General features: G+C 72.2%; 29 protein-coding genes. 10 read left to right on the top strand and 19 right to left on the bottom strand.

Annotation, left to right across the window (positions count from 1 at the left end; translation table 11 throughout):
• Positions 1 to 104 precede the first annotated feature (104 nt).
• A complete protein-coding gene (locus AC6EI4_RS07050; RefSeq protein WP_498421349.1) occupies positions 105 to 782 on the top strand; it encodes an aggregation-promoting factor C-terminal-like domain-containing protein in 678 nt (225 codons plus the stop codon).
• Positions 783 to 811: 29 nt separating this feature from the next.
• Here AC6EI4_RS07050 and AC6EI4_RS07045 read toward each other — a convergent pair whose 3' ends face one another.
• Together AC6EI4_RS07045 and AC6EI4_RS07040 are read right to left on the bottom strand one after the other, a co-directional pair.
• On the bottom strand, positions 812 to 2,266 hold the full coding sequence (locus AC6EI4_RS07045; RefSeq protein ID WP_498451029.1) for a class II fumarate hydratase: 1,455 nt from the start codon (positions 2,264 to 2,266) through the stop codon (positions 812 to 814).
• A gap of 53 nt (positions 2,267 to 2,319) precedes the next feature.
• Positions 2,320 to 2,991 carry a spermidine synthase gene (locus tag AC6EI4_RS07040; RefSeq protein ID WP_498421351.1) on the bottom strand — a complete coding sequence of 224 codons (672 nt, stop codon included), beginning with the start codon at positions 2,989 to 2,991 and terminating at the stop codon, positions 2,320 to 2,322.
• 113 nt (positions 2,992 to 3,104) lie between these two features.
• On the opposite strand from AC6EI4_RS07040, the gene AC6EI4_RS07035 reads away from it, so the two are divergent.
• The 4 genes from AC6EI4_RS07035 (at position 3,105) to AC6EI4_RS07020 (ending at position 5,115) form a co-directional block, all read left to right on the top strand.
• A complete protein-coding gene (locus AC6EI4_RS07035) occupies positions 3,105 to 3,317 on the top strand; it encodes a hypothetical protein (protein WP_498421352.1) in 213 nt (70 codons plus the stop codon).
• Positions 3,318 to 3,404: 87 nt separating this feature from the next.
• Positions 3,405 to 4,091, top strand: coding sequence for a hypothetical protein (locus AC6EI4_RS07030; RefSeq protein WP_498451028.1), 687 nt, complete (start codon positions 3,405 to 3,407; stop codon positions 4,089 to 4,091).
• Positions 4,088 to 4,552: a phage holin family protein gene (locus tag AC6EI4_RS07025; protein ID WP_498451027.1), complete on the top strand. Its 465-nt coding sequence runs from the start codon at positions 4,088 to 4,090 to the stop codon at positions 4,550 to 4,552. The genes AC6EI4_RS07030 and AC6EI4_RS07025 overlap by 4 nt, the downstream gene beginning before the upstream one ends.
• On the top strand, positions 4,528 to 5,115 hold the full coding sequence (locus AC6EI4_RS07020) for a DUF3618 domain-containing protein (RefSeq protein ID WP_498421356.1): 588 nt from the start codon (positions 4,528 to 4,530) through the stop codon (positions 5,113 to 5,115). Before AC6EI4_RS07025 ends, AC6EI4_RS07020 begins: the two co-directional genes overlap by 25 nt.
• A gap of 39 nt (positions 5,116 to 5,154) precedes the next feature.
• On the opposite strand, the gene AC6EI4_RS07015 is transcribed toward AC6EI4_RS07020, so the two are convergent.
• Positions 5,155 to 5,586 carry a hypothetical protein gene (locus AC6EI4_RS07015; protein WP_498451026.1) on the bottom strand — a complete coding sequence of 144 codons (432 nt, stop codon included), beginning with the start codon at positions 5,584 to 5,586 and terminating at the stop codon, positions 5,155 to 5,157.
• A gap of 81 nt (positions 5,587 to 5,667) precedes the next feature.
• A complete protein-coding gene (locus tag AC6EI4_RS07010) occupies positions 5,668 to 7,371 on the bottom strand; it encodes a fumarate hydratase (protein WP_498421358.1) in 1,704 nt (567 codons plus the stop codon).
• 100 nt (positions 7,372 to 7,471) lie between these two features.
• On the opposite strand from AC6EI4_RS07010, the gene AC6EI4_RS07005 reads away from it, so the two are divergent.
• Positions 7,472 to 8,152 (top strand): DUF1707 SHOCT-like domain-containing protein, encoded by a 681-nt coding sequence (locus AC6EI4_RS07005; protein ID WP_498421360.1) that lies wholly within the window; start codon positions 7,472 to 7,474, stop codon positions 8,150 to 8,152.
• Between the two features lie 54 nt (positions 8,153 to 8,206).
• Here the strand turns inward: AC6EI4_RS07005 and AC6EI4_RS07000 are convergent, their stop codons facing one another.
• The 5 genes from AC6EI4_RS07000 to AC6EI4_RS06980 form a co-directional block, all read right to left on the bottom strand.
• The gene (locus AC6EI4_RS07000) at positions 8,207 to 9,478 is read right to left on the bottom strand and encodes an ABC transporter ATP-binding protein (protein ID WP_498421361.1); all 1,272 of its coding nucleotides are present in this window, start codon (positions 9,476 to 9,478) and stop codon (positions 8,207 to 8,209) included.
• Positions 9,479 to 9,482: 4 nt separating this feature from the next.
• The gene (locus AC6EI4_RS06995) at positions 9,483 to 10,313 is read right to left on the bottom strand and encodes a carbohydrate ABC transporter permease (protein WP_498421362.1); all 831 of its coding nucleotides are present in this window, start codon (positions 10,311 to 10,313) and stop codon (positions 9,483 to 9,485) included.
• 2 nt (positions 10,314 to 10,315) lie between these two features.
• The gene (locus tag AC6EI4_RS06990) at positions 10,316 to 11,266 is read right to left on the bottom strand and encodes a carbohydrate ABC transporter permease (protein ID WP_498451025.1); all 951 of its coding nucleotides are present in this window, start codon (positions 11,264 to 11,266) and stop codon (positions 10,316 to 10,318) included.
• Positions 11,263 to 12,615 carry an extracellular solute-binding protein gene (locus AC6EI4_RS06985; protein WP_498451024.1) on the bottom strand — a complete coding sequence of 451 codons (1,353 nt, stop codon included), beginning with the start codon at positions 12,613 to 12,615 and terminating at the stop codon, positions 11,263 to 11,265. The genes AC6EI4_RS06990 and AC6EI4_RS06985 overlap by 4 nt, the downstream gene beginning before the upstream one ends.
• Before the next feature lie 158 nt (positions 12,616 to 12,773).
• Complete coding sequence (locus AC6EI4_RS06980; protein ID WP_498421365.1) at positions 12,774 to 13,688, bottom strand: alpha/beta fold hydrolase; 915 nt, start codon at positions 13,686 to 13,688, stop codon at positions 12,774 to 12,776.
• 92 nt (positions 13,689 to 13,780) lie between these two features.
• Between AC6EI4_RS06980 and AC6EI4_RS06975 the strand changes: the two genes are divergently transcribed.
• Positions 13,781 to 14,674 (top strand): esterase/lipase family protein, encoded by an 894-nt coding sequence (locus AC6EI4_RS06975; RefSeq protein WP_498421366.1) that lies wholly within the window; start codon positions 13,781 to 13,783, stop codon positions 14,672 to 14,674.
• On the opposite strand, the gene glpX is transcribed toward AC6EI4_RS06975, so the two are convergent.
• Genes glpX through AC6EI4_RS06950 form a run of 5 tightly spaced genes read right to left on the bottom strand, consistent with a single transcriptional unit; the run spans position 14,639 to position 18,648 of the window.
• Complete coding sequence (glpX, locus tag AC6EI4_RS06970; protein ID WP_498421368.1) at positions 14,639 to 15,667, bottom strand: class II fructose-bisphosphatase; 1,029 nt, start codon at positions 15,665 to 15,667, stop codon at positions 14,639 to 14,641. The genes AC6EI4_RS06975 and glpX overlap by 36 nt on opposite strands.
• A gap of 9 nt (positions 15,668 to 15,676) precedes the next feature.
• Positions 15,677 to 16,675 (bottom strand): ABC transporter ATP-binding protein, encoded by a 999-nt coding sequence (locus tag AC6EI4_RS06965; RefSeq protein ID WP_498451023.1) that lies wholly within the window; start codon positions 16,673 to 16,675, stop codon positions 15,677 to 15,679.
• A complete protein-coding gene (locus AC6EI4_RS06960; RefSeq protein ID WP_498451022.1) occupies positions 16,672 to 17,475 on the bottom strand; it encodes an ABC transporter permease in 804 nt (267 codons plus the stop codon). The genes AC6EI4_RS06965 and AC6EI4_RS06960 overlap by 4 nt, the downstream gene beginning before the upstream one ends.
• 1 nt (position 17,476) lies before the next feature.
• Positions 17,477 to 18,256, bottom strand: a complete 780-nt coding sequence (modA, locus tag AC6EI4_RS06955) for a molybdate ABC transporter substrate-binding protein (RefSeq protein WP_498451021.1) — start codon at positions 18,254 to 18,256, stop codon at positions 17,477 to 17,479.
• The gene (locus tag AC6EI4_RS06950) at positions 18,253 to 18,648 is read right to left on the bottom strand and encodes a TOBE domain-containing protein (RefSeq protein ID WP_498421378.1); all 396 of its coding nucleotides are present in this window, start codon (positions 18,646 to 18,648) and stop codon (positions 18,253 to 18,255) included. The genes modA and AC6EI4_RS06950 overlap by 4 nt, the downstream gene beginning before the upstream one ends.
• 133 nt (positions 18,649 to 18,781) lie before the next feature.
• Here AC6EI4_RS06950 and AC6EI4_RS06945 point away from each other — a divergent pair, with 133 nt between their 5' ends.
• A complete protein-coding gene (locus tag AC6EI4_RS06945; RefSeq protein ID WP_498451020.1) occupies positions 18,782 to 19,339 on the top strand; it encodes a DUF4245 domain-containing protein in 558 nt (185 codons plus the stop codon).
• Here AC6EI4_RS06945 and AC6EI4_RS06940 read toward each other — a convergent pair.
• From AC6EI4_RS06940 to xseA, 3 genes are read right to left on the bottom strand one after another with little or no spacing between them, the layout of a single operon-like run.
• Entirely contained in the window at positions 19,320 to 20,144 is an 825-nt protein-coding gene (locus AC6EI4_RS06940) for a putative protein N(5)-glutamine methyltransferase (RefSeq protein WP_498451170.1), read from the bottom strand. The genes AC6EI4_RS06945 and AC6EI4_RS06940 overlap by 20 nt on opposite strands.
• 41 nt (positions 20,145 to 20,185) lie before the next feature.
• A complete protein-coding gene (locus tag AC6EI4_RS06935) occupies positions 20,186 to 20,431 on the bottom strand; it encodes an exodeoxyribonuclease VII small subunit (protein ID WP_498421382.1) in 246 nt (81 codons plus the stop codon).
• An 11-nt stretch (positions 20,432 to 20,442) separates the two neighbouring features.
• Positions 20,443 to 21,744 (bottom strand): exodeoxyribonuclease VII large subunit, encoded by a 1,302-nt coding sequence (gene xseA / locus AC6EI4_RS06930; protein WP_498451019.1) that lies wholly within the window; start codon positions 21,742 to 21,744, stop codon positions 20,443 to 20,445.
• A 95-nt stretch (positions 21,745 to 21,839) separates the two neighbouring features.
• On the opposite strand from xseA, the gene AC6EI4_RS06925 reads away from it, so the two are divergent.
• Both AC6EI4_RS06925 and AC6EI4_RS06920 read left to right on the top strand, forming a co-directional pair.
• On the top strand, positions 21,840 to 22,850 hold the full coding sequence (locus AC6EI4_RS06925) for a 4-hydroxy-3-methylbut-2-enyl diphosphate reductase (protein ID WP_498421385.1): 1,011 nt from the start codon (positions 21,840 to 21,842) through the stop codon (positions 22,848 to 22,850).
• An 11-nt stretch (positions 22,851 to 22,861) separates the two neighbouring features.
• Complete coding sequence (locus AC6EI4_RS06920; RefSeq protein WP_498421387.1) at positions 22,862 to 23,485, top strand: L-threonylcarbamoyladenylate synthase; 624 nt, start codon at positions 22,862 to 22,864, stop codon at positions 23,483 to 23,485.
• Here the strand turns inward: AC6EI4_RS06920 and AC6EI4_RS06915 are convergent.
• Both AC6EI4_RS06915 and AC6EI4_RS06910 read right to left on the bottom strand, forming a co-directional pair.
• Positions 23,482 to 23,880: a DUF6542 domain-containing protein gene (locus AC6EI4_RS06915; RefSeq protein ID WP_498451018.1), complete on the bottom strand. Its 399-nt coding sequence runs from the start codon at positions 23,878 to 23,880 to the stop codon at positions 23,482 to 23,484. The two genes, AC6EI4_RS06920 and AC6EI4_RS06915, sit on opposite strands and share 4 nt — an antisense overlap.
• A 9-nt stretch (positions 23,881 to 23,889) precedes the next feature.
• The gene (locus AC6EI4_RS06910; protein WP_498421392.1) at positions 23,890 to 25,032 is read right to left on the bottom strand and encodes a DNA recombination protein RmuC; all 1,143 of its coding nucleotides are present in this window, start codon (positions 25,030 to 25,032) and stop codon (positions 23,890 to 23,892) included.
• Positions 25,033 to 25,054: the final 22 nt, after the last annotated feature.

Here is a 25,054-nt window from a genome sequence, read left to right as displayed (position 1 = left end):
GAGCGCGGTTCGGTTTGCGGTCACTGCTTGGAGGATGCAAGGTGGCTGGTGGCCGGGGGTCAGCTCCCGGTCGTCCCCCTGTAGCCGACCCGTGAGCACCCACCTTGACCAAGCCCGAGAAGCACGTCCCCAAGCACCGTCGGGCCCCCGCCCGACCCCCGCTGGGACAGACTCCCAAGCTCGTCCTGCGCAACTCACTGCTCTTCTCCTCCGTCGCGGTCGCGGCGACCGGGGCGTCGGTCGCCGGGGGAGTGCTCACCGCCGGCTCCGAGTCCGAGCGCATCACCACGGTGGCCGCCCAGACCCCTCCCGAGGACACCGAGAACCCGGAGGACGGCGCCTTCACCGACGCCGAGCTCGCCGAGCGCAACACGGAGGTCGCGACTCGCTCGGACCGCCGTGAGGGCGCCGACCCGGTCAAGGAGGCGGCCCTCACCCCCGCGAACGGCCGCGCGGTCACCGGCGCGGAGACCCTCGCCGACGACGACCCGCGCGACATCGCCCGGGCCCTGCTCGGGGAGTTCGGCTTCTCCGCCGGGCAGTTCCAGTGCCTCGACTCGCTCTACGTCAGCGAGAGCAACTGGCGCGTGGACGCCGACAACCCCACCAGCTCGGCGTACGGGATCCCGCAGGCGCTGCCCGGCGAGAAGATGGCCTCAGCCGGCGCGGACTGGGCGACCAACCCGGTCACCCAGATCCGCTGGGGCCTGGGCTACATCGCGGACCGCTACGGCACCCCGTGCAGCGCCTGGTCGTTCAAGCAGGCGAACAACTGGTACTGACCCACTAGTTCCGGGCGGCCGCCGCCGGGTCAGGGGTGGGTCATCGACTCCACGTCGAGCCCGGCGTCGAGCTGCTCCTCGGTGAGCTCGCCGCGCTCGAGGAAGCCCATCGCGACCACCGTCTCGCGGATGGTGGCGCCGTCGGCCAGCGCCTTCTTGGCCACCTTCGCGGCGTTCTCGTAGCCGATGTACTTGTTCAGCGGCGTGACCACCGAGGGCGACGACTCGGCGTAGCGGCGCATCCGCTCGGCATCGGCGGTGATGCCGTCCACGCACCGGTGCGCCAGCAGCACCGTCGAGGTGGACAGCAGCCGGATCGACTCCAGCAGGTTGCTGGCCATCACCGGCATCATCACGTTCAGCTCGAAGCTGCCGCTGGCGCCGGCGTGCGCGATCGTGGCGTCGTTGCCGATCACCTGCGCGCAGACCATCAGCGTGGCCTCCGGCAGCACCGGGTTGACCTTGCCCGGCATGATGCTCGAGCCCGGCTGCAGGTCGGGCAGGTGGATCTCGGCCAGACCCGTGGTGGGGCCGCTGGACATCCAGCGCAGGTCGTTGCAGATCTTGGTCAGCCCGACCGCGATCGTGCGCAGCACGCCGCTGAGCTCGACCAGGGAGTCACGCGCGCCCTGAGCCTCGAAGTGGTCGCGGGCCTCGGTGAACTCCTGGCCGGACTCCTCGGAGACGATCTCGATCACCCGGGCGGCGAAGCCCGGCGGGGTGTTGATCCCGGTGCCCACGGCGGTGCCGCCCAGCGGCAGCTCGCGCACCCGGGGCAGCACGGAGTCGAGCCGCTCGAGCGCGTAGCGCATCGTCGCGGCGTAGCCCCCGAACTCCTGGCCGAGCATCACCGGGGTGGCGTCCATCAGGTGGGTGCGCCCGGACTTCACCAGGCCGGCGAACTCCTCGGCCTTCGCCTCCAGGCTGGCGGCGAGCACCCCCAGCGCGGGCTGGAGGTCCTCGGCCACGCCCAGCGCGGCCGCCACGTGGATCGAGGTGGGGAAGGTGTCGTTGGAGGACTGGCTGGCGTTGACGTGGTCGTTGGGATGGACCTCGACCCCGGCCCGGGCCGCCAGCGAGGCCAGCACCTCGTTCATGTTCATGTTCGAGCTGGTCCCGGACCCGGTCTGGAAGACGTCGAGCGGGAACTGGTCGTCGTGGCGACCCGCGATCACCTCCGCGGCCGCTGCCCGGATCGCCGCGGCCTGCTCGCCGGAGATCACCCCGAGCTCGGCGTTGACGGCGGCCGCCGCGGCCTTGACCCGGGCGATCGCCTGCAGGTGACGAGGCTCCAGGGTGGCGCCGCTGATCGGGAAGTTCTCGATCGCGCGCTGGGTCTGGGCGCGCCACAGGGCGTCCTTGGGGACGCGGACCTCGCCCATGGAGTCGTGCTCGATGCGGTAGTCACTGTGCTCGATGCGGTTGTCACTGTGCTCGATGCGGTTGTCACTGTGCTCGATGCGGTTGTCACTGTGCTCGCTCATGTCCGGACAGTACCCACGACCGGGCTCCCCAAGGCCGCGGCTGCGCGCAGAGGTCAGGCCCGTGCGAGGTAGAGCCAGTACTGCTCGTCGCGGCCCTGCAGCCGGACGTCGTACCCGTGCGCCTCGACGTTGCCGAAGACCTTGGCCAGCACCGCCTCCAGCTCGCTGGACGGCGAGGCCGACCAGATCACCAGCGTCCCCCCGGGGCGGATCGCGCGCCGGGCCGCGGTGAGCAGCGGAGGCTGGTAGATCACGGCGTTGGTGGCGTGCACCAGGTAGCCGGGGCCGTTGTCGACGTCGAGCAGCACCAGGTCGTACGACGCGTCCCCGGCCTCCACCAGGGCGGCGGCGACGTCGCTGACCACCAGCCGGATCCGCTGGTCGGCGAGCAGGCCGGGCCCGTGCGGGATGGTGCCGTCGCGCATCCAGTCGACGAGCATCGGCTCGATCTCGACGACCGTGCACCGCTCCACCCGGCTGTCGGCGAGCACCTCGTGCATGGTGAAACCGAGCCCCAGGCCGCCGACGAGCACGTGCTCGACCCGCCCGGCCAGGCGCAGCGCGGCGTGGGCCAGAGCCCGCTCGCTGCTGGTCTCCAGGGTGTCCATCACGAAGATCCCGTTGGCGCGCAGCTCGAGCACCGCCGGGGCTCCGGCGACGCGCCTCTCGCGCAGCACCAGCTCGCCGCGCTCGGACTCGGCTCGGGCGATCTCGACGTGTTCCACGGTCCCATCTTGGCCCATCTTCGACCCAGGTGGGACGAGTGGCGTGGAGCCGACCGCATGGGCGGCAATGCGTTCGGGTACCTCCCGCCCACGCCACCGACGAGGAGGAAGCAATGAGCGCGCACGACAAGTCCGACAAGCAGGTCTCCGAGGTGTCGGGACTGGGACCGGCAAGTGAGGCCAACGACCCCATCTCGCCGGAGGACGCCACCGCCGGCTATCCCACCGACCTCGACTCGCAGCGCCCCCAGGAGGGGACTGCGGGCCCGGACGCTCCGCCCAAGCACGGCCGGCCGCGCGAGGGCGACCAGGCCTCGGAGGACTGAGGGCCCACGCGAACCCGGGGCGTGCGTGGGCCGGCCCTCCCAGCGAGGAGAGGCGAGCAGCGCCCCCATCTGTGAATTGGAGAAACGATGACCAGCACCCCGAGCACCAAGGAAAGAGCACAGGACGCCGCCTCCACGGCCGCCGACGAGGGCAAGCACGTCGCGGGCGTCGCCAAGGACGAGGCCCAGAACGTCGCCTCGGAGGCGATCAGCCAGGCGCGCGGTCTGGTCGACCAGGCGCTCGCGCAGGTCGACGAGCAGTCGCGCTCCCAGCGCGATCGGCTGGTCAGCACGCTGCGCAGCCTGGGCGACGACCTCGACCAGATGGCCGAGCAGAGCGAGGGCGGCGGACTGGCCACCGACCTCGCCCGCGAGTTCGCGCAGCGAGCCCGGGCGATCAGCTCGCGCCTCGACGGCCGCGAGCCCAACGAGATCCTCGACGACCTGCGTGGCTTCGCGCGGCGCCGCCCCGGCACCTTCCTGCTGGGCGCGCTCGCGGCCGGCGTGGTGGCGGGACGGGTGGCCCGCGGGGCGAAGGCGGCCCAGACCTCCGGACCCTCCGCCCTCCCCGGTTCGGGCGGCGGCTTCGAGCCGGTCGTGCCCACGCCGGGCGCGCCGCTGGCTGCCCCGGTCACGCACGGTCAGCAGACGATGGACCCGGCGAGCGACCCCGTCATCGGGGCGCCGGAGAGCGGGACCGGGCTCTACGGGGGGCCGACCTCGCCCGGCGCCGCGCCCGGCGAGGAGGGTCTGAGCGGAGGTACCCGCTCGTGAGCAGCCCGATCAACCCCCCAGGGGGCCACGTCGAGGTCACGAACCCGTCGTACACCGGTGAGCCGGAGCCTCGCGGCGCCGGCGACGAGCGCAGCATCGGCGAGATCGTCAGCGACGTCACCAGCAGCCTGACCACGCTCATCCGCCAGGAGATGGAGCTGGCGAAGACGGAGATGAAGGAGGAGTTCGCCAAGGCGGGCAAGGGCGCCGGCCTGCTCGGCGGCGCCGGCGTGGCCGGCCTCCTCCTGCTGATCTTCGTCTCACTGACCCTGATGTTCCTGCTCGACAACTGGATGCCCATCGAGCTGGCGGCCCTGATCGTCACGGTCGTCTGGGGCATCGTCGCCGCCGTCCTGGCCCTCACCGGCCGGAAGGCACTCCAGGAGAGCAACCCGCAGCTGCCCGAAACGCAGCAGAGCCTGAAGGAGGACGCGCAATGGGCGCGAGCACAGAAGAGCTGAACCAGGACATCGCCGGCACCAGGGACTCGCTGGCCGCCGACCTCGACGCGCTGCAGGACCGGGTCAGCCCGTCCGCCATCGTCGAACGGCGCAAGGCAGCCGCCCGTGGCCGCGTGCAGTCGATGAAGAGTCGGTTGATGGGCACCGCGGAGAGCGCCCGCAGCAGCGCCGGCGGCTCCGCCTCGGGGGCGGCCGGCAGCGTCCGGGGCACCGCCGACAGCGTCAAGGGCACCGCCCAGGACGCGATGAGCAGCGCCGAGGAGAGGTTCGAGGGCAGCCCGCTGGCCGCCGGCCTGGTCGCCTTCGGCGCCGGGATGCTCCTCTCCGCGCTGCTGCCCGCCAGCGACACCGAGACTCAGGCCGCTCAGCGCCTGGTCGAGCAGGCGCAGCCGCTCGTGGAGGGCGCCAAGTCGATGGGCCAGGAGGTGGGCGAGCAGCTGAAGGACTCGGCCGCCGAGGCGGCGCAGGAGGTCAAGGGCGCCGCCCAGGACTCCGCCCAGCGTGTGCAGGAGGAGGGCACGTCGTCGGCCCAGAGCGTGAAGTCGGACGTCCAGGGCTCCTGACGCCGGACCGGTTCCCCGCCGACAGTGACCCGGCGGGGACTACCGGTGCGTGCGGCCGGCGAGAACGAGAGCCCCCGCCACTAGAACGAGTGCGCTTCCACAGACGGGCACGAGGAGGGTCCTGAGCTCGGCGCCGCCTCCTGCCACGTACAGGAGCAGCAGGAGCAGCATCGCGCCGGCCAGGACGACGCTCGCAGAGCCGACCCCCGCCAAGGGCCGACCGCGCCGCCTGGCCCGGGCGAGCCAGAGCGCCAGGATCCCGTGCGGGAGCGACCACAGCAGCCCGCCGACCATCATGATTGCGCCCAGGAACAGGCCCAGGCCATCCCACTCCTCGCCCTGCGCCGAGGCGTCGTCTCCGATGGCCCAGAGGCCGAGCGTGGCGACGAGCATGCCGATACCGACACAGGCCCAGAGCGAGAAGCTCAGCAGGCGGTAGGGAGCGAGGCGGACGCGGGCGGCGTGAGTCATGAGCCCAGGATGATGCTCCTGCGGGTCCCGGGCATGAGCACGGATACTCGTCCGTCGCCTCCGGCCTGCGATCGCGGGGGGTCAGAGCTGCGCGGAGCGCACCCGCAGTCCGGTGACCGGGACGGTGACGGCGCCGGAGGGGTCGGTGAAGAAGTCGTTGCCCTTGTCGTCGACGACGATGAACGCGGGGAAGTCCTCGACCTCGATCTTCCAGACCGCCTCCATCCCGAGCTCGGGGTACTCCAGGACCTCCTGGCTGCGGATGCAGTCCTGGGCCAGCCGAGCCGCCGGGCCGCCGATCGAGCCGAGGTAGAAGCCGCCGTGGGCGTGGCAGGCCTCGGTGACCACCTTGGAGCGGTTGCCCTTGGCGAGCATCACCATCGAGCCGCCGGCCGCCTGGAACTGCTCCACGTAGGAGTCCATCCGCCCGGCCGTGGTCGGGCCGAACGAGCCCGAGGCCATCCCCTGCGGCGTCTTGGCCGGTCCGGCGTAGTAGACCGGGTGGTCCTTGAGGTAGGCCGGCATCTCCTCACCGGCGTCGAGGCGCTCCTTGATCTTGGCGTGCGCGATGTCGCGGGCCACCACCAGCGGACCGCTCAGCGAGAGCCGCGTCTTGACCGGGTGCTTGCGCAGCTCGGCGAGGATCTCGCTCATCGGCTGGTTCAGGTCGATGGCGACGACCGCGCCGCCGGAGATGTCCTCGGCGACACCGGCGTCGGGCATGTACTGCGCCGGGTCGGTCTCCAGCTGCTCGAGGAACACGCCCTCGGGGGTGATCTTGCCCAGCGCCTGACGATCCGCCGAGCAGGACACCGCGATCGCGACCGGGCAGGACGCGCCGTGGCGGGGCAGACGGACCACGCGCACGTCGTGGCAGAAGTACTTGCCGCCGAACTGGGCGCCGATCCCGAAGGACTGGGTCAGCTTGAAGACCTGCTCCTCCAGCTCGAGGTCGCGGAAGCCGTGGGCGTCCATCGAGCCCTCGGTGGGCAGGTTGTCGAGGTAGTGCGCGGAGGCGTACTTCGCGGTCTTCAGGGCGAACTCGGCCGAGGTGCCGCCGATCACCACCGCCAGGTGGTACGGCGGGCAGGCGGCGGTGCCCAGCGAGCGGATCTTCTCGTCGAGAAAGCTCAGCATCCGCTCGGGGTTCAGGATCGCCTTGGTCTCCTGGAACAGGAACGACTTGTTCGCCGAGCCGCCGCCCTTGGCCATGAAGAGGAACTTGTACTCCGGCTTCCCGCTCGTCTGCGGGGTGGAGTAGATCTCGATCTGCGCCGGCAGGTTGGTGCCGGTGTTCTTCTCCTCGTAGGTGGTGAGCGGGGCGAGCTGGGAGTAGCGCAGGTTCAGCTCGGTGTAGGCGTCGTAGACGCCCCGGCTGATCGCCTCGCCGTCGTCGGCGTGGGTGAGCACGCCCTCGGACTTCTTGCCCATCACGATCGCGGTGCCGGTGTCCTGGCACATCGGCAGCACGCCGCCGGCGGAGATGTTGACGTTCTTGAGCAGGTCGAGCGCCACGAAGCGGTCGTTGCCAGAGGACTCGGGGTCGTCGATGATCCGGCGCAGCTGCGCCAGGTGCGCGGGGCGCAGGTAGTGCGCGATGTCGTGCATCGCCTCGGCGGTGAGCCGCTGGATCGCCTCCGGTTCGACCTGGAGGAAGGTCCGCCCGCCCACCTCGAAGGTGGAGACGCCGTCGGTGGTGACCAGCCGGTACGGCGTGGGGTCCTCGCCGAGGGGGAGGAGATCGGAGTAGCGGAACTCGGGCCCGGGGCCGGCAGCAGTGCTCACGGCTCGTGAGATTAGCCCAGAGCGCGCGCCGTCGCCGCGCAGGGGCCGGACAGTGGTGTGAACGGTGCCACAGTGATCGCCGGTCGTTAGGGTGGGGCCCATGGAGGGACCAGGGCCGTGGGTGAACGACCCGGCACAGCTGCGGATCTCGGACGCCGATCGTCATCAGGTGGCCGAGTTCCTTCGTGAGGCCGCCGGCGAGGGGCGCCTCGAGCTCGACGAGCTCGACGAGCGTCTCGAGGCGACGTACGGCGCGAAGGTCTACGCCGACCTCGTCCCGATCGTCGCGGACCTGCCCGGCCAGGCCCCGGCCGCCGCCCAGCGCGGCGGCGCGCCCGCCGTGCCGCCACCACCGCCCGGCCCGGCCGTCCCGCTGCCGCCCGGCGGCTACCTCCCGCGTCACGACGCCAGCCTGGCGGTGCTGAGCGGGCAGGACCGCAAGGGGCCCTGGGAGGTCGGCCCGACCCACACCGCGTTCACGCTGATGGGCGGCATCACCCTGGACCTGCGTCAGGCCCGGTTCGCCAGCATGGAGGTGGTGATCAACGCCAACGCGGTGATGGGCGGCATCGACATCGTGGTCAACCAGTGGACCCAGGTCTCCGTCGAGGGCCACGGCGTGATGGGCGGCTTCGACCTGGTGCGCTCCAAGGTCGAGCCCGAGATCGGCCCCGGGTCCCCGCTGGTGCGGGTGCGCGGCATCGCGCTGATGGGCGGGGTGACGGTGAGCCGCAAGCGGATGCCCGGCGAGCCGCGCCCCAAGCGCCTGCGCAAGGCCTGAGTCGAGCAGACAGCCCCGCCACCGCCGACGGGCGGTGGCGGGGCTGATCGTCGCTCAGGCGGGGGTGTCCTCCGGAGCCGTCTGCTGCTCGGTGATGGCGTGCTCGCGCTCACGCTGCTGCGCGGGGTCGGCCTCGGTCATCAGCGCCGGGATGTGGCCCGCGTGCTCGACGTCGAGGGTGAGGTTCTCGCCGGTCTCGGGGTCGAAGAGGTGCATCTTGGAGGAGTCGACCCAGATCTCGGCGTCGTCGCCCTCGGCGATGGTGCTGGCCCCGTCCAGCGAGACCACCATCTGGGTGCGCAGCGACTCCCCGTCCAGGTCGCGCTCGAGCTGATCGAGCTGGGCCTGCACCTCCGGGGGCGCCTCGAACGGGACGTAGGCGTAGGCCTGGTTGCCCAGCCACTCCACCACGTCGACCTGGGCCCGGAACGTCGAGCCGCGCTGCTTGGCGGGGTCGACGACCGAGGCGTCGTTGAAGTGCTCGGGGCGGATGCCGGCGATCAGCAGTCCCCGGCCCTCGGCCCGCTTCGCCTTGTCCGCGGGGATCTCCACCTGGCCGAACGGCAGCTCGACGGTGGTGCCGCGGACCGTGGCCGGCAGGAAGTTCATCGGCGGGGAGCCGATGAAGCCGGCCACGAACAGGTTGCCCGGGTTGGTGTAGAGCTCGCGCGGGGTGGCCAGCTGCTGGAGCAGACCCCGCTTGAGCACCGCGACCCGGTCGCCCAGCGTCATCGCCTCGGTCTGGTCGTGGGTGACGTAGACCGTGGTGATGCCGAGCTTCTTCTGCAGCCGGGAGATCTCGGTGCGCATCTGCCCGCGCAGCTTCGCGTCGAGGTTGGACAGCGGCTCGTCGAAGAGGAACGCGTCCGCGTCGCGCACGATCGCGCGGCCCATCGCCACCCGCTGACGCTGACCACCCGAGAGGTTGCCGGGCTTGCGGTCCAGGTGCTCGTCGAGCTCCAGGGTCTTGGAGGCCTCGCGGACCTTCGCGTCGACGGTCTTGTCGTCCATCTTGGCCAGGCGCAGCGGGAAGGCGATGTTCTCGTAGACGCTCAGGTGCGGGTAGAGCGCGTAGTTCTGGAAGACCATCGCCAGGTTCCGCTCCCGCGGGGCGAGGTCGTTGACCCGGCGGTCGCCGATGATCATGTCGCCGGAGGTGATGTCCTCCAGGCCGACGATCATCCGCAGCAGCGTGGACTTGCCGCATCCCGAGGGCCCGACCAGGATCACGAACTCCCCGTCGGCGATGTCGATGGAGACGTCGTTGACCGCGGGGAAGCCGTCGCCGTACTTCTTCACGATGTTCTTGAGCTGGATGGCAGCCACGGAGTCACCCCTTCACCGCGCCGGACGTCAGCCCGGCCACGATCTTGCGCTGGAAAATCAGGACGATGAGCACGATCGGGATCGTCGCGATGACGGCTCCCGCGGCCAGCAGCGAGGCCGGCCGGTTGAACGGGTCGTTGCCGACGAAGAAGGACAGTGCGGCCGGGATCGGCCGGGCGGCCTCGGTCGAGGTCAGCGAGATCCCGAAGACGAAGTCGTTCCACGCGAAGAAGAACGTCAGGATGGCCGCGGTGAAGACGCCCGGCGCCGCGAGCGGCACGATCACCTTGCGGAAGGCCTGCCACGACGTGGCGCCGTCGACCTGGGCCGCCTGCTCCATCTCCCACGGGATCTCGCGGAAGAAGGCGGACAGGGTCCAGATCGCCAGCGGCAGCGTGAAGGACATGTAGGGGATGATCAGGCCCGGCCAGGTGTCGTAGAGGCCGAAGGCGCGCCACATGTCGAACAGCGGGCCGACCAGCGAGACGACCGGGAACATCGCGATCGCCAGCGCCATCGTCAGCACGAACTTCTTGCCCTTGAACTCCAGGCGGGCGATCGCGTACGCCGCCAGGGTGGCGACGATGACCGAGAGCAGTGTCGCGATCAACGAGATCCCGATGGAGTTGAAGATGGCCCGGCGGAACTGCTCGTTGTCCCAGACGTCGATGTAGTTCTGCCACCCGGCGCTGGTCCCCTCGGCGGGGAAGAAGCCCGGGTTGCCGTTGGTGATCGACTCCTGGGACTTGAAGGACAGCGAGATGATCCAGGCCACCGGCAGCAGGCACCAGGCCAGGATCAGCAGGCAGCCGAGGGCGATTCCGACTTTTCTCATTGTCACGACTCCTGCCTGGCCTGGGCCAGATCGACCTTGAACAGCTTGACGATCAAGAACGCGATGAGCAGCACCGAGAGGAACAGCAGCACCGAGAGCGCCGAGCCGATGCCGAGCTGGAACTGCTCGATGGTCTGGCGGTAGGTCAGGAAGCTGATCGACTCGGTGCGCTGGGCTCCGGCGGTCATCACGAAGATGTTGTCGAAGATGCGGTAGGCGTCCAGGGCCCGGAACAGCACCGCCACCATGATCGCGGCGCGCATGTTGGGCAGGACCACCTTCCACATCCGCTGCCACCAGGTGGCACCGTCGACCTTGGCCGCCTCGACCATGTCCTCGGAGACCTGGGCGAGTCCGGCCAGCAGCAGCAGCGACATGAACGGCGTGGTCTTCCAGATCTCCGAGACCATGATCGCGATCATCGCGGGCGCGGTCTCGCCGAACCAGTTGAACGAGTCGCTGATGAACGGCAGCCACTCGTTGACGAAGCCGTTGGTGCTGCTGAACGCGAACTGCCAGGCGAAGCCCGAGACGACGGTGATGATGCCGTAGGGGATCAGGATCGAGGTCCGGATCACGCCCCGGGCGAAGATCACCCGGTGCATGACCAGCGCGAACGCGAACCCGATCACGAGCTCGACGGCCACGGTCACGACCATGTAGAGCACGGTGACCGCGGTGGTCTGCCAGAACAGCGGGTCGGTCAGCGCGGTGAGGTAGTTGGACAGCCCGATGAACTCGCGGTCCTCGGGCGCGGTCAGGGAGTAGTCGAACAGCGACAGGTACAGGGCCCGCAGCATCGGGAAGGCGGTGACCAGGAGCATCACCAGGATCGCGGGAAGGACGAGCCGCTGGCCGAGCCGGTTCTCCGCGCGGGAGCGGTCACTGACCTCGGGGCGGCCCTTGGGGGCCTTCGGGGTTGCCGCCGGGTTGGCGATCGTCGTCTGGGTCACAGGAGCGCCTTTCCTTGCAGGACGTCCTTCAGGAACTGCGCCGACTTCTCCGGCGTCGACTCGGGGTCGACGTTGTCCGGCGCGTGCCATCTGCTCTGGATGGCGCTGGAGATCATCGAGTAGAAGGCGCTCTGGGGGCGGGGGCCGCCGGTCTCGATGCTCTGCTGGAACAGCTCCAGCAGGCTGGCCGGATAGGCCTCCTTGAGCTCCGGGGCGTCGTAGGCCGAGGCGCGGGCCGGCATCAGGCCGCTGGTCACGGCCAGCTGGACCTGGGCGTCGGGACTGGTCACGCAGACCGCCGCGTCGCGGGCGAAATCGGGGTGCTTGGTGAACGCGCCCACGCCGATGTTGATGCCACCGATCGGGGGCCGCGACTCCATCCCCTTCACGGTCTCGGGGTAGCGGGCCCAACCGAGGTCCTCGAACTGCTTCTCGGTGATGCCGTTGGTCTCGTTCGGCTCGAAGTTCTTGTAGACGAACGTCCAGTTGACCATGAACTCGCCGGCACCCTCGGGCGGGTACATCCCGGCCAAGGCGGTGCCCTCGTTGGAGACGCTCAGGTCGGGCTGGGCGGCCTTGGAGTCGGCGAGCTTGCGGATGATCGCGGCGGCCTTCTGCCCGGCCTCGGAGTCGATCTCGATCGTGGCGTCCTTGCCCGCCTCGGTGTCGGTGATGATGTCGCCGCCGGCCCCCTCGATCATCGCGTTGATCCACACCACCAGGCCCTCGTACTTGTTGCCCTGGACGCCGACGGTGCCGTCGTGCTTGGCGGCGGCGTCGATGATCTGGTCCCAGGTGACCGGCTGGCTCATGTCGAGACCGGCGGCCTCGGCGAGCGACTTGCGGTACCAGAGCACCTGGGTGTTGGCCCACTGCGGCGCCGCGTAGATCTTGTCCTCCCACTCCACGGTCTCCGCGGATCCGGCGAGGACATCGTCGTCGACGACCTTGCCGGCCAGGTCGCCCTCGAACTCCAGCAGCCAGCCGGCGTTGGCGAACTCGGGCAGGAAGACCGGGTCGAGGCTCATCAGGTCGGTGGCGTCGTCGTCGGCAGCCAGGCGCCGGGCCAGCTGGGTGCGCTGGTCGGTCGCGCTCGAGGGCAGCAGCTGCACCTCGATGTCGTACTCCTCGGTGCTGCACTCCTCGGCCAGCTTGGTCAGCGTTTCCACCCCGTCGGGGTTCACGTACCAATTCAGCGTGGGCTTGCCCTCGTCGCCCGAGGCGATGCCGCAGGCGGTGAGCAGGCTGCTGGTCAGCACCACCACGCCGGCGAGCGCGAGCCCGGAGCGGCTGCGATGGTTCTTCCTCCGGCGGCGCTCCGGCCGCCCGGAGGGCTGGGGCTTCAACATGGAGCTCCTTCCCTTCCCGTCGCGGGCGCGGGTGGCCCACATCACACGTCTAGTCCGCTCTGGGCAGTATGTCCACCCTGGCAAGGGCTAATCCCAGAAAGGGGTGGGACCTGTGGGACGGGCGGGATCGGCCCGCCCGGGGTGTCGGGGGGAGGTGCTCAGGCGCGGTCGGCGGTGCGCCGGATGACGTCGACGAAGGTGTCGAAGAGCCCGTCGGGGATGTCGTGGCCCATGCCCTCGATGATGACGAGCTCCGCGCCGGGGATGGCGGACGCCGTCGCCCGGCCGCCGGAGACGTGGACCATCTTGTCGGCGAGCCCGTGGATGACGGCGGTGGGGATCCGCAGGCTGCGCAGCGGCCGCGACCGGCTGGGCTGCAGCAGGATCGCGAGCATCTGGCGCAGCACGCCGGCCTGGGTGATGCCGCGGTCGTAGGTCTCCGCGCCGCGCCGGAGCAGCTCCTCCTCGGTCTGCGGGTAGCCGGGGGAGCCGATCAGCCGCGACATCGCCACCGTGCCCTCGACGTAGGCGGCGCGGCCGGGCTTGCGCGGCGCGATCATGATCGTCAGCAGCCGGGGGTGCTGCCAGCCGACGGTGCGCTTGCCGGTCGTGGACATGATCGAGACCATCGAGCGCACCCGGCCGGGGTGCTCGATCGCCATGGTCTGCACGATCATCCCACCCATCGAGACCCCGGCGACGTGGGCTGAGGCGATGCCGAGGTGGTCCAGCAGCCCGATGCCGTCGCGCGCCAGGTCGCTGAGCGTGTACGGCGCACGCACGTGCCGGCCCAGGAAGGCCTGCACGATCTGCGCCCGGGTGACCCGCTGGCGCATCCTCGTGGAGCGCCCGGCGTCGCGGTTGTCGTAGCGGATCACGAAGAACCCGGCCTCGGCGAGGCGCCGGCAGAGCTCCGCGGGCCACCAGGTCATCGGCCCGCCCAGCCCCATCACCAGCAGCAGCGGCTCGTCCGTGGGATCGCCGAAGGTCTGGTAGCACAGCTCGACGTCCGGGCTGACCGGGGCGAAGAGCTCTTCGGAGACCGAGGGGGAGGGGGTCGCGGCGGCGCTCATTCCTGTAGTCAACATCCAAATGGGGGATGTGGAACACCCCAGGTCCGCAAAATGCAGACACGGGGCCCTCCGCGGGCCTACCGTCGAGCGCTATGGGCTCACCCTTGGCGGCGTTCCTCACCCCACACGGCTTCGCGCCGCCTCCCGCGGCGGCCGTGCTGCGCGAGGCGAGCCTGCTGCCGGAGTCGGCCCGCTACCTGGCGCGGCACCTGGGCGAGCGGCACGCGCGCCGCGCCACGCCGTACGTGGACCGGGTCCCGCTGCGCGGGGGCGATCCGGTGGTGCTGGTGCCGGGGTTCCTGGCCGGGGACGCCTCGCTGGCGATGATGTCGCGGGCCCTGCGGCACCTGGGCTACCGCACCTACCGCTCGCAGATCCGCGCCAACATCGGCTGCACCCTCGACGCCGCCGCCCAGCTCGAGCGGCGCCTGGACCAGGTCGCCCAGCGCCGCGAGAGCAAGGTCCAGATCGTCGGGCACAGCCTGGGCGGGATGCTCGCCCGCGGGCTCGCCGCGCGGCGTCCCGATCTCGTCTCCGGGATCGTCACGATGGGCAGCCCGTCGCTGGCCCCCGGCGCCCACCACATCAGCCTCAGCGCCAGCGTCGACGTGCTGGTGCGGCTCAGCCGCGCCGGCGTGCGCGGGGTGATGGCCGCCGAGTGCGTGGCCGGAGCGTGCGCGCGGCAGAGCTTCGAGGACGGCCGGCTGGCGCTGGCCCCGCACATCGGCTTCACCTCGATCTACTCCAGGCGCGACGGCATCGTCGACTGGCGCGCCTGCGTGGACCCGCTGGCGCACCCGGTCGAGGTCACCGCCTCCCACATCGGGATGGCGGTGGACCCGCGGGTGCGCGACGCCGTCGTCCAGGCGCTGGGCCGGCACGCGGCGCACGCGGCCCGGCTGGGGCACAGCCCCCTGGGCTCAGGGGGCGAAGGCTCAGTGGTCGAAGGCTCAGTGGTCGAAGTCGATGGCCGAGTAGGCGCGTAGCTTCTCCAGGCGGTGCTCGGAGGTGATCCGGCGGATCGTGCCGCTGCGCGAGCGCATCACCAGCGAGTCCGTGGTGGCTGCCCCGGCGCGGTAGCGCACGCCCTGCATCAGCTCGCCGTCGGTGATGCCGGTGGCCACGAAGAAGCAGTCGTCGCCGGTCACCAGGTCGTCGGTGGAGAGCACGAAGTCGGGGTCGAGGTTGTGCCCGGCGTCGAGGGCGCGCTGGCGCTCGTCGTCGTCCTGGGGCCACAGCCGGGCCTGGATGACGCCGCCGGTGCACTTCATCGCGCAGGCCGCGATGATGCCCTCGGGGGTGCCGCCGACGCCCAGCAGCAGGTCGATGCCGGTGTTGGGGCGCGCGGCCATGATCGCGCCGGCGACGTCGCCGTCGGAGATGAACTTGATCCGGGCTCCCGCCTCGCGGATCTCCTGGGCCAGCTTCTCGTGGCGGGGGCGGTCGAGGAGCACCACCGTGACGTCCTCGGGGGTGGAGCCCTTGGCCTTGGCGACCCGGTGGATGTTCTCCGCGACCGGGAGCCGGATGTCGACGACGTCGGCGGCCTCGGGCCCGGCGACCAGCTTCTCCATGTAGAAGACCGCGGACGGGTCGTACATCGTGCCGCGCGGCGCGACCGCCAGCACCGCGACCGCGTTGTTCATGCCCTTGGCGGTCAGCGTCGTGCCGTCGATCGGGTCGACGGCCACGTCGCACTCGGGGCCGGTGCCGTCGCCGACCTCCTCGCCGTTGTAGAGCATGGGCGCGTTGTCCTTCTCGCCCTCGCCGATGACCACGGTGCCGCGCATGCCGATCGTGGAGATCATCACCCGCATCGCGTTGACCGCGACGCCGTCGGCGCCGTTCTTGTCGCCGCGCCCGACCCATCGGCCGGCCGCCATCGCGGCCGCCTCCGTGACCCGCACCAGCTCGAGAGCGAGGTTGCGGTCGGGAACCTGGGCGGACACGGACAGCTCGGGAGGCACGCTCGCAGACATGCCCGCACCCTACCGGCTCTGCGCGGGGGGTGGCTGCGTCGTGTCCGCGCGGTAGCGCCGCACCGAGGTGGCCTTGACGCTCAGCCAGACCTCGCGCCCGGGCACCAGGCCGAGCTCGGTGGCGGCGCCGGGGGTGACGTCGGCGAGCAGGTCGCGCTCGGCGCCGACCAGCACCCGGACGGCGCCGCCGTGCGGCACGACGCTGCGCACGGTGCCGTGCCAGCGGTGCCGCGCCGAGCCCACCGGCTCGGCCAGCGAGACGGTGACCTCGTGCGGGCCGAAGGCGACCAGGTCGTCGTCCTCGCGCAGCACGTTGAGGCCCACCAGCCTGGCCACGTGCTCGGTGCGCGGACGCGCCGCCACCTCCGCGGGCGACCCCTCCTGGGCGACCCTGCCCTCGTCGAGGACCAGCACCCGGTCGGCCAGGGTCAGCGCGTCGAGCGCGTCGTGGGTGACCAGCAGCGTGATCCCGTCGTACGCCGCGAGGTGGCCGGCCAGCTCGATGCGCAGTGCGGTCGCCACCCCGACGTCGAGCCCGGCGAAGGGCTCGTCGAGCAGCAGCAGCGCCGGGCGGGTGGCCAGCGCCCGGGCGATCGCGACCCGCTGGGCCTGGCCGCCGGAGAGCTGCCCGGGCCGGCGGTGGGCGAGCGGCCCGACGCCGAGCCGGTCCAGCCAGGCCGCGGCCTGCGCACGCGCCTCGCGGCGCGGCGTCCCGCGGCTGCGCAGCCCGAAGGCCACGTTCTCCAGGGCGCTCAGGTGGGGGAAGAGCGCCTGGTCCTGGAACACCAGGCCGACGCGTCGCAGCCGGGCCGGCAGCGGCGGAGAGGACCACGGCTGCCCGTCGACGGTGAGCTCGCCGTCGTGGGGGAGCAGCCCGGCCAGCGCCCGCAGCAGCGTGCTCTTGCCGGCGCCGTTGGGCCCGATCACCGCGATCACGTCGCCCGGCGAGGCCTCCAGGGTGGCGGCGAGCCGGCCGGGGACCTCGATCCGGGCGCGCAGCGTGCTCACGAGCGCACCAGCCACTGGTTGCGCAGCGCCGCGAGGATCGCCACCGAGACGATCAGCAGGATCATGCTCAGGGTGCGGGCGACCTCGGGGTCGCGCTGGAGCTCGGTGTAGATCAGCGAGGGCATCGTCTGCGTGGTGCGCGGATAGTTGCCCGCGAAGGTGATGGTGGCGCCGAACTCGCCGAGCGAGCGGGCCCAGGCCAGCACCGCGCCGGCCATGATCCCGGGCATCGCCAGCGGCAGGGTGATCCGCCGGAACGTGGTCCACCGGGTCGCCCCCAGGGTGGCGGCCACCGCGTCGTAGCCGGCGCCGGAGGCGCGCAGCGCACCCTCGACCGCGATCACGTAGAACGGCAGCGCCACGAAGGTGTGGGCCAGCACCACGGCCGTCGTGGTGTAGGGCACGCTCTGCCCGGTCAGGTCGCGCACCAGCGAACCGAGGGGCCCGTTGCGGCCCAGGGCGGTGACCAGCGCGACGCCGGCGACCACCGGCGGCAGCACCAGCGGCACGGTCACCGCCGCGCGCAGCAGCGCCCGGCCCGGGAAGTCGACGCGGGCCAGCAGCCAGGCCAGCGGGGTGCCGAGCAGCAGGCAGGCCAGCACCGTGGCGCCCGAGGTCAGCGCGCTGAGCCACAGCGCGTCGAGGACGGCCGCGCTGCGCAGCTGCGCGAGGAACGACCCCCAGGGCGTGTCCAGCACCAGCGTGACCAGCGGGATCACCAGGAAGAGGGCGGCGATCGCGGCCGGGACGACGAGCACCACCGGTGGGCGGCCCAGGAGCGGGCCGGCGGGACGGGTCACCTCAGGCTCCACCGTCCTGGCCGGAGGCGGCGGTGAACCCGGCCGCCTCGAGCACCGCGCGCCCCTCGGGCGAGACGACGAGCTCCACGAACTCGCGGGCCAGGTCGGGCTCCTCGGACTGTTCCAGGACCGCCAGCGGGTACGTCGTGGTGTGCGCGCCGGCTCCGGGCACGTCGAAGACCCGCACCTGCTCGCCGGCCGCCTTCGCGTCGGTGGCGTAGACGAGCCCGGCGTCCGCCTCCCCGGACAGCAGCCGGGCCAGCACCGCCTTGACGTCGACCTCGAGGCTGGCTGGCTCGTGGCCGATCCCGCCTTCGTCGAGGACCTCGGCGGCGACGGCTCCGCACGGCGCGGTCCGTGCGCAGACGACGTAGGTCACGTCCTCGCGCTCGAGGTCGGCGAACGAGGCGAGGTCGGCGGGGTTGTCGGCCGGGGTGGCCAGCACCAGCGAGTTGCTCGCGAACGGGGTCGCCGGGCCGGCCAGCGCGCCGGCGTCCTCGGCGGCGGTCATCGTGGCGAGGTCGGCGGTGGCCAGGACGTCGGCGGGGGCGCCCTCGGCGGCCTGGGCGGCCAGTGTGGCCGAGGAGTCCAGCGCGAGGTCGACGGTGACCTCGGGGTGGTCGGCCTCGAAGTCGGCGGCCAGGGCGGTGAAGGTCTCGGTGAGCGAGGCGGCGGCCAGGACCGTGAGCCGGCCCCCCGGCTCGTCGCTCCCCCCGGTGCACGCGCTCGCCGGGAGCGCCACCAGGACGGCGGCGAGCAGCAGTCGCGCCGGCCGGCTCACGGGCGCTCCACGATCACGTTGGTCGACTTGACCGAGGCGATCGCCCGGGCGCCCGGCTCCAGGCCGAGCTCGTCGGCCGCCTCGCTGCTCATCAGCGAGACCAGGCGGTAGGGCCCGCAGATCAGCTCGACCTGGGCCATCACCGTGTCCTTCTTGACCCGGGTGACGATCCCCGGCAGCCGGTTGCGCGCGCTCACCGCGGAGGCCCGGGTCAGGGCCCGGTCGGGGTGGTCGGCCAGCGACTCGGCCAGCACGGCGAGGTCGGTGCCGCGGATCACCGTGCGACCGGAGTCGGTCTCGGCCGGCAGCCGGCCGCCGTCGACCCAGCGGCGCACGGTGTCGTCGCTCACCCCGAGCAGATCCGCTGCCTCCGCGATTCGGTACGTTGTCACGGGAGAAGTGTGCCGCATCTGCGGGTCTAGATGGGAGTTTCATCCGCAGATGCTGTGATCGACCTGTCCGGTTCCGGGGTGCGTCGGGGGTCCCGGCCCGGCGCCTGCGTCAACGAACTGTGAGGATAGTGCCGTGAGTGAGAAGCCTGGCCGCTACCAACGCAGCACCGGCGGACTCATCGGGGCGATGATCGTGCTGCTGCTCGCGGTCGGCGCCTTCGTGGGGTACCGCGCGCTGTTCCGCACCGAGCTCGTGGTCGAGCCGGAGGCGCTCGAGTACCTCGAGTACGTCGACGCCGCCCAGGCCAACGGGGTGGAGGTCGTCTACCCGCCGAGCCTGCCCGAGGGCTGGATCGCCACCAGCGCCGGCGCCAGCGGAGGCGAGCGGCCGGTCTGGCGCCTGGGGATGCTGAGTGACGAGGAGCGCTTCGTCGGCGTGCGCCAGGAGGACCGCTCGGTCGAGGAGATGATCGAGTTCGCCGTCGGCGAGGCCGATGCCTCCGAGGTCGAGGAGGGCGAGGCGATCCGGACCCCCGGTGCGGTGGCCCAGGAGTGGCGCACCTTCGACGCGCCCGACGAGGACGTCCTGCTCGTCGCCGAGGTGGACGGCACCACGGTGCTGGTCTACGGCCGCACCGACCGCGAGACCCTCACCGACATGGCCGAGTCCCTCACCACCGAGCCGCGCTGAGACCCGCGGCGCTGCGCGGTCCGGCGGGTCGGGTGCCCACCACCACGGTCGCGTCGCGCTCGTCGTCGGCCACGACGTGCGTCCTCAGCCCCGCCGTCCGCATCAGGGCGGCGGCAGCGCCGGCCTGATGGGCGGCGCTCTCCACCAGCAGGTGTCCGCCGGGAGCCAGCCACCGCCCGGCCGCCGCGATCACCCGGCGCTGCACGTCCTGGCCGTCGCGCCCGCCGTCGAGCGCCACCCGCGGCTCGTGCAGCCGGGCCTCGGGCGGCATCGTCGCGATCTCCGCGGTGGGCACGTAGGGGGCGTTCGCCAGCAGCACCCGCACCCGGGCGAGCAGTCGCCGGGGGAGCGGCGCGTCCAGGTCGCCGTGGTGAGCCGTGCCTCCGACGCCGGCGACGTTGCGCCCGGCGCAGGCGACCGCGGCGACCTCGACGTCGGCCACGTGCAGCTCGGGCCGGATCCCGCGCGCCAGCAGGCGATGAGCCAGCGCCGTACCGGCCGCGCCGGCGCCGCAGCACAGCTCGACCAGCACCGGGGCGTCCGCTCCGGCGGTGGCCGGGTCGGGACCCTCGAGCAGGCGCAGGGCCTCGGTGACCATCAGCTCGGTGCGGCGGCGTGGCACGAACACGCCGGGGTCGACCGCCAGGCGCAGTCCGTCGAACTCGACCCAGCCGAGCAGGTGCTCCAGCGGGACCCCGGCGACCCGGCGCGCCACCAGACGCTCGAGCTCCACGCGGCTGCCGCCGGCCGCACCGGCCAGCAGCCGGGCCTCGTCCTCGGCGAAGACGCAGCCGGCGCCGCGCAGCTGCGCGACCAGGCGGGGATCGGGGCTCGGGGCGGGGTCGCTCAGCGCGCGTCCTCCTCCTCGGCGACCGCGGCGTCGAGTCGCTGACGGGCGCCGTCGAGCCAGCGCTGGCAGATCTTGGCCAGCCGCTCCCCGCGCTCCCACAGCGCCAGCGACTCCTCCAGGGTGGTGCCGCCCGCCTCGAGGCGCCGTACGACGTCGATCAGCTCCTCGCGGGCGTCCTCGTAGCTGGTCTCCTCGCGACCCGCCACCTCCGGGCCGACCGGCTCGGCTCCCTGCTCAGGCATGGCTCTCCTCGTCACTGGGTTTGATCGGGCTCGGGTTGATCGGGCTCGGGTTGATCGGGCTGGGTTTGATCAGGCTGGGTTTGATCAGGCTGGGCCAGCGCCTCGACCCCGGTGCTCTGCGCGTGCACCCGGCCGTCGGCCACCCGGACGCTGATCGCCGCGCCCGGGCTGACCGCGTCCACGGAGGTCACCACGTGGCCCTCGGCGTCCTGGAGCACGGCGTAGCCGCGGCGCAGCGTCGCCAGTGGGGAGAGGGCGCGCGCCCGGGCCAGCTGGTGGTCGGTGTCGTCGGCGGCCCGGTCGAGGGAGTGGCCGAGGGTGCGGCGGGCCCGTTCGCGCAGCCGGAGGATCTCCTCGGCGCGGTCGTCGAGCAGGCTGCGCGGGTCCGCCATCGCCGGTCGCGAGCGCAGCGCGTCCAGGCCCGCCTGCTCGCGGGCGACCCAGTGGCCGAGCAGGCTGCGCAACCGGTCCCGGGAGGCGACGATGCCGCGCTGCTCCTCGGCCATGTCGGGCACCACCCGCTTGCCCGCGTCGGTGGGGGTCGAGGCGCGCCAGTCCGCGACCAGGTCGAGCAGCGGCTGGTCGGGCTCGTGGCCGATCGCGGAGACGACCGGCGTGCGGGCCTGGTGGACCGCGCGGATCAGCGCCTCGTCGGAGAAGGGCAGCAGGTCCTCGACCGAGCCGCCGCCGCGGGCGATCACGATCACCTCGACCTGCGGATCACGGTCCAGTCGCTGGACGGCCTCGATCACCTCGCCCGCGCAGCGCTGCCCCTGCATCGTGGCGTAGGCGATCTCGAAGCGGACCGCGGGCCAGCGCCGGCGCGCGTTCTCCAGCACGTCGCGCTCGGCGGCGGAGTTGGCGGCGGTGACCAGCCCGACCAGGCCGGGCAGGAACGGCAGCGTGCGCTTGAGCTCGCGGGCGAACAGGCCCTCGGCGGCCAGCAGCTGGCGGCGTCGCTCGAGGCGCGCCAGCAGCTCGCCGAGGCCGACCATCTTGATGTCGCGGGCGTAGAGCGAGAGCGTCCCGCGGTTGGCGTAGTAGGAGGGCTTGGCGTGCACGACGACGCTGGCGCCCTCGACCAGCGGCGGGTTGAGGCCGTCGAAGAGCGTGCGCGAGCAGGTCAGCGGCACGGAGATGTCGGCGACGGCGTCGCGCAGCGTCATGAACACGGTGTTGAGCCCCGGGCGGCGGCTGATCTGCGCCACCTGGCCCTCGACCCAGACCGCCCCGAGCCGGTCGACCCAGCCCGCGATCGCGTTGGCGATCTGCCGGACGGGCGCCGGCGACTGGGGGGAGGTCTCCATGGCCACGGCCGCGAGCCTAGGTCACCGCGCCGACAGAGCGGCAGCGGTGGGGCGGCAGCGACGGTGCGCCGACGACTCGCCCGGCCCGTAGACTGTGGCGCATGAGCATCGACCTGGGGACCCCGTCCGTCCTCTCCCCCGAGGAGGCGGAGAAGGCCGTGCTGCTGGCGGCGCCGCGTGGCTACTGCGCCGGCGTGGACCGTGCGGTGATCACGGTCGAGAAGGCACTGGACCTGTACGGCGCACCCGTCTACGTGCGCAAGCAGATCGTGCACAACAAGCACGTGGTGGCCACCCTGGAGTCGCGCGGCGCGATCTTCGTCGAGGAGCTCGACGAGGTCCCGGCCGGCCAGACGGTCGTCTTCTCCGCCCACGGCGTCTCCCCGGAAGTGCACCGCCAGGCCGCCGAGCGCGAGCTGAAGACGATCGACGCGACCTGCCCGCTGGTGACCAAGGTCCACCACGAGGCGAAGCGCTTCGCCGCCGACGACTACGACATCCTGCTGATCGGCCACGAGGGCCACGAGGAGGTCGAGGGCACCGCCGGTGAGGCCCCCGAGCACATCCAGCTGGTGCAGAGCCCGGCCGACGTGCCGAACATCGTGGTGCGCGACCCCGAGCGGGTGGCCTGGCTCTCGCAGACCACGCTCTCGGTGGACGAGACCCTGGAGACGGTGGCCGCGATCCGGGAGCGGTTCCCCAAGCTGCTCGACCCGCCCAGCGACGACATCTGCTACGCCACCCAGAACCGCCAGCTCGCGGTCAAGGAGATCGCGCTCGGCGCCGACCTGGTGATCGTGGTCGGCTCGGGCAACTCCTCGAACTCGGTGCGGCTGGTCGAGGTGGCGCTGGAGGCCGGCGCGAAGGCCTCCTACCGCGTCGACGACGCCAGCGAGATCGACGAGGCCTGGCTCGACGGCGTACGCACCGTGTCGGTGACCTCGGGCGCCTCGGTGCCCGAGGAGCTCGTCGACGGGGTGCTCGCCTTCCTCGCCGAGCGCGGCTACCCCGACGCCAAGGCGGTGCACAGCGCCGAGGAGTCGCTGATCTTCGCCCTGCCCGTCGAGCTGCGCCGAGACCTGCGCGCGGCCGAGGCCGCCGCGCGCGGCTGAGGGACGACCCGGTGGCGCGCTATGTCGACCTGCATCCGGACAATCCCCAGCCGCGGCTGATCACCAAGGTGGTCGAGGCGCTGCGCGACGACGCGCTGATCGCCTACCCGACCGACTCGGGCTACGCGCTGGGCTGCCAGCTCGGCAACCGCGACGGCCGGGACCGGATCCTGCGGATCCGCCAGCTCGACGATCGCCACCACTTCACGCTGATGTGCCGCGACTTCGCCCAGCTGGGGCAGTTCGTGCAGGTCAACAACGCCGCGTTCCGTGCCATCAAGGCGGCCACCCCGGGGCCGTACACGTTCATCCTGCCGGCCACGGCCGAGGTGCCGAAGCGGCTGATGCACCCCAAGAAGCGCACGGTCGGCGTCCGCATCCCCGGGCACCCACTGGTCTCCGCGCTGCTGGAGGAGCTGGGGGAGCCGCTGCTGACCAGCACCCTGATCCTGCCCGGCGAGGACGGCCCGCGGACGATGGGCTGGGAGGTCAAGGAGGACCTCGACCACGACGTGGACATCGTCATCGAGTCCGGCGAGACCCCGGCCGTGTCGACCACCGTCGTGGACTTCTCCAGCGGGGCGCCCGAGGTGCTCCGTCGTGGGGCGGGCGACCCTGAGCGGTTCGAAGGCTAGTCGGGCAGCCGGCGGGTGCGGACCGCGAGCGCGGCCAGCGCCAGCACGTAGCCCACGGCCAGTGAGGTCGCGTGGGTGAACAGCCCGGAGATCACCGCCTGCACCGCGCCGTCGCGCTCGTCGGCGATCGTGCCCGGCGCGACCAGCGCGAGCAGCAGGAAGACCGCGAGCATGATCAGCGGCGGCAGGATGGCGACGGTGAAGAAGTCCCCGGGGCGCACCTGCAGAGCCAACCCGAGGCAGAGCACGATGAAGCACAGGTCAAAGAAAAGACTGAGCCGACCGCTCAGGGCGAGGTCCAGCACCACGGTGGTGAGCGCGACGGCCACGCCGAGGACGACGACCTGTCCGCCCGGCTCCTGACCCTGCGCCCACACGGAGCGTGTCTGGCTCACGGGGTCAACCTAGGGCGCCGTTCGGGCTCCGCGGGCGCGGCGCGCCGAGTCGAGATCCAGCTCCGGCCCGTCGGCCGCCCCCTCCGGCTGCAGCTCCAGGGCGCCCAGGGATCGCGTGGTGGCCTCGACCTGGCGGGGACTCGGCAGCTCGGCATCGGTGACCGACAGGTCCTGAAAGCGCCGCGCGGTGACCAGGACCCGGCTCTCCAGCGAGCCGACGGCCTGGTTGTAGCTCTTCACCGCCGTCCCCAGCGAGCGGCCGAGGAGGTCGAGGTGGCCCCCGACGGTGCCGATCCGCTCGTGCAGCTCGCGGCCGAGGCGGTGGATCTCGCGGGCCTGCTCGGCCAGCGTCTCGTGGCGCCAGCCGTGGGCGACCGTGCGCAGCAGCGCGATCAGCGTGGTGGGCGTGGCGAGCACGACCTGGCGGGTCGCGGCGTGCTCGAGCAGGTCGCGGTCGGTCTCCAGGGCGGCGGAGAGGAACGACTCCGCGGGCACGAACAGCACCACGAACTCGGGGCTCTCCTCGAGCGCGCGCCAGTAGCGCTTGGCCGAGAGCTGGTCGACGTGGGTGCGCAGCTGCCGGGCGTGGCGTCGCAGGTGCGCGTCGCGCTCGTCGTCGTCCTCGCTCTCGGCGGCGTCGAGGAACGCGTCGAGGGGGACCTTCGAGTCCACCACCACGCACTTGCCCCCGGCCAGGCGCACCACGAGGTCGGGGCGCAGCGCACCGCCCTCGAGGACGACCTGCTCGGCGAAGTCGCAGCGGTCCACCATCCCGGCCAGCTCGACCGCGCGGCGCAGGTGCAGCTCACCCCACTGCCCGCGCACCTGCGGTTTGCGCAGCGCGGTGGACAGCGCGTGGGTCTCGCGGCGCAGCCCGTCGGCGGTGTGGCGCATGTCGAGCACCTGCTGGTGCAGCTGACCCTGCCAGACCGCGCGGTTGTGCTCCAGGTCGCGCATCTGGTCGCCGATCCGCTCCAGGCCCTCGCGCAGCACCGCGTCGCCGGCCGCCCGCTGCTCCAGGGCCGCCAGGGCAGCCGGCAGCCCGGCGGAGGCCGGCGCCCGGCCACGCGCCCAGAGCACCCCCAGCGCCGTACCCGCCGCCATCCCCACCACCAGCAGCACCAGCGCCAGCGCCATCCCAGTCACGTCCATGGCGCCAGCATCCACGACGCCA

The sequence above is a fragment of the Nocardioides sp. Z43_10 genome, assembly GCF_059766615.1.
The sequence above is the reverse complement of the archived record's forward strand: the minus strand, read 5'-3'. Positions and strand labels throughout refer to the sequence as shown.

Bases quoted from the DNA above. Each gene is read 5' to 3' on its own strand.
- AC6EI4_RS06925 (WP_498421385.1), top strand. From the start codon at position 21,840: ATGAGCATCGACCTGGGGACCCCGTCCGTCCTCTCCCCCGAGGAGGCG.
- AC6EI4_RS07015 (WP_498451026.1), bottom strand. From the start codon at position 5,586: ATGACTCACGCCGCCCGCGTCCGCCTCGCTCCCTACCGCCTGCTGAGC.
- AC6EI4_RS07030 (WP_498451028.1), top strand. From the start codon at position 3,405: ATGACCAGCACCCCGAGCACCAAGGAAAGAGCACAGGACGCCGCCTCC.
- AC6EI4_RS06910 (WP_498421392.1), bottom strand. From the start codon at position 25,032: ATGGACGTGACTGGGATGGCGCTGGCGCTGGTGCTGCTGGTGGTGGGG.
- AC6EI4_RS06995 (WP_498421362.1), bottom strand. From the start codon at position 10,313: ATGAGAAAAGTCGGAATCGCCCTCGGCTGCCTGCTGATCCTGGCCTGG.
- AC6EI4_RS06980 (WP_498421365.1), bottom strand. From the start codon at position 13,688: ATGAGCGCCGCCGCGACCCCCTCCCCCTCGGTCTCCGAAGAGCTCTTC.
- AC6EI4_RS06985 (WP_498451024.1), bottom strand. From the start codon at position 12,615: ATGTTGAAGCCCCAGCCCTCCGGGCGGCCGGAGCGCCGCCGGAGGAAG.
- AC6EI4_RS07005 (WP_498421360.1), top strand. From the start codon at position 7,472: ATGGAGGGACCAGGGCCGTGGGTGAACGACCCGGCACAGCTGCGGATC.
- AC6EI4_RS07020 (WP_498421356.1), top strand. From the start codon at position 4,528: ATGGGCGCGAGCACAGAAGAGCTGAACCAGGACATCGCCGGCACCAGG.
- AC6EI4_RS06975 (WP_498421366.1), top strand. From the start codon at position 13,781: ATGGGCTCACCCTTGGCGGCGTTCCTCACCCCACACGGCTTCGCGCCG.
- AC6EI4_RS07035 (WP_498421352.1), top strand. From the start codon at position 3,105: ATGAGCGCGCACGACAAGTCCGACAAGCAGGTCTCCGAGGTGTCGGGA.
- glpX (WP_498421368.1), bottom strand. From the start codon at position 15,667: ATGTCTGCGAGCGTGCCTCCCGAGCTGTCCGTGTCCGCCCAGGTTCCC.
- AC6EI4_RS07045 (WP_498451029.1), bottom strand. From the start codon at position 2,266: ATGAGCGAGCACAGTGACAACCGCATCGAGCACAGTGACAACCGCATC.
- AC6EI4_RS06935 (WP_498421382.1), bottom strand. From the start codon at position 20,431: ATGCCTGAGCAGGGAGCCGAGCCGGTCGGCCCGGAGGTGGCGGGTCGC.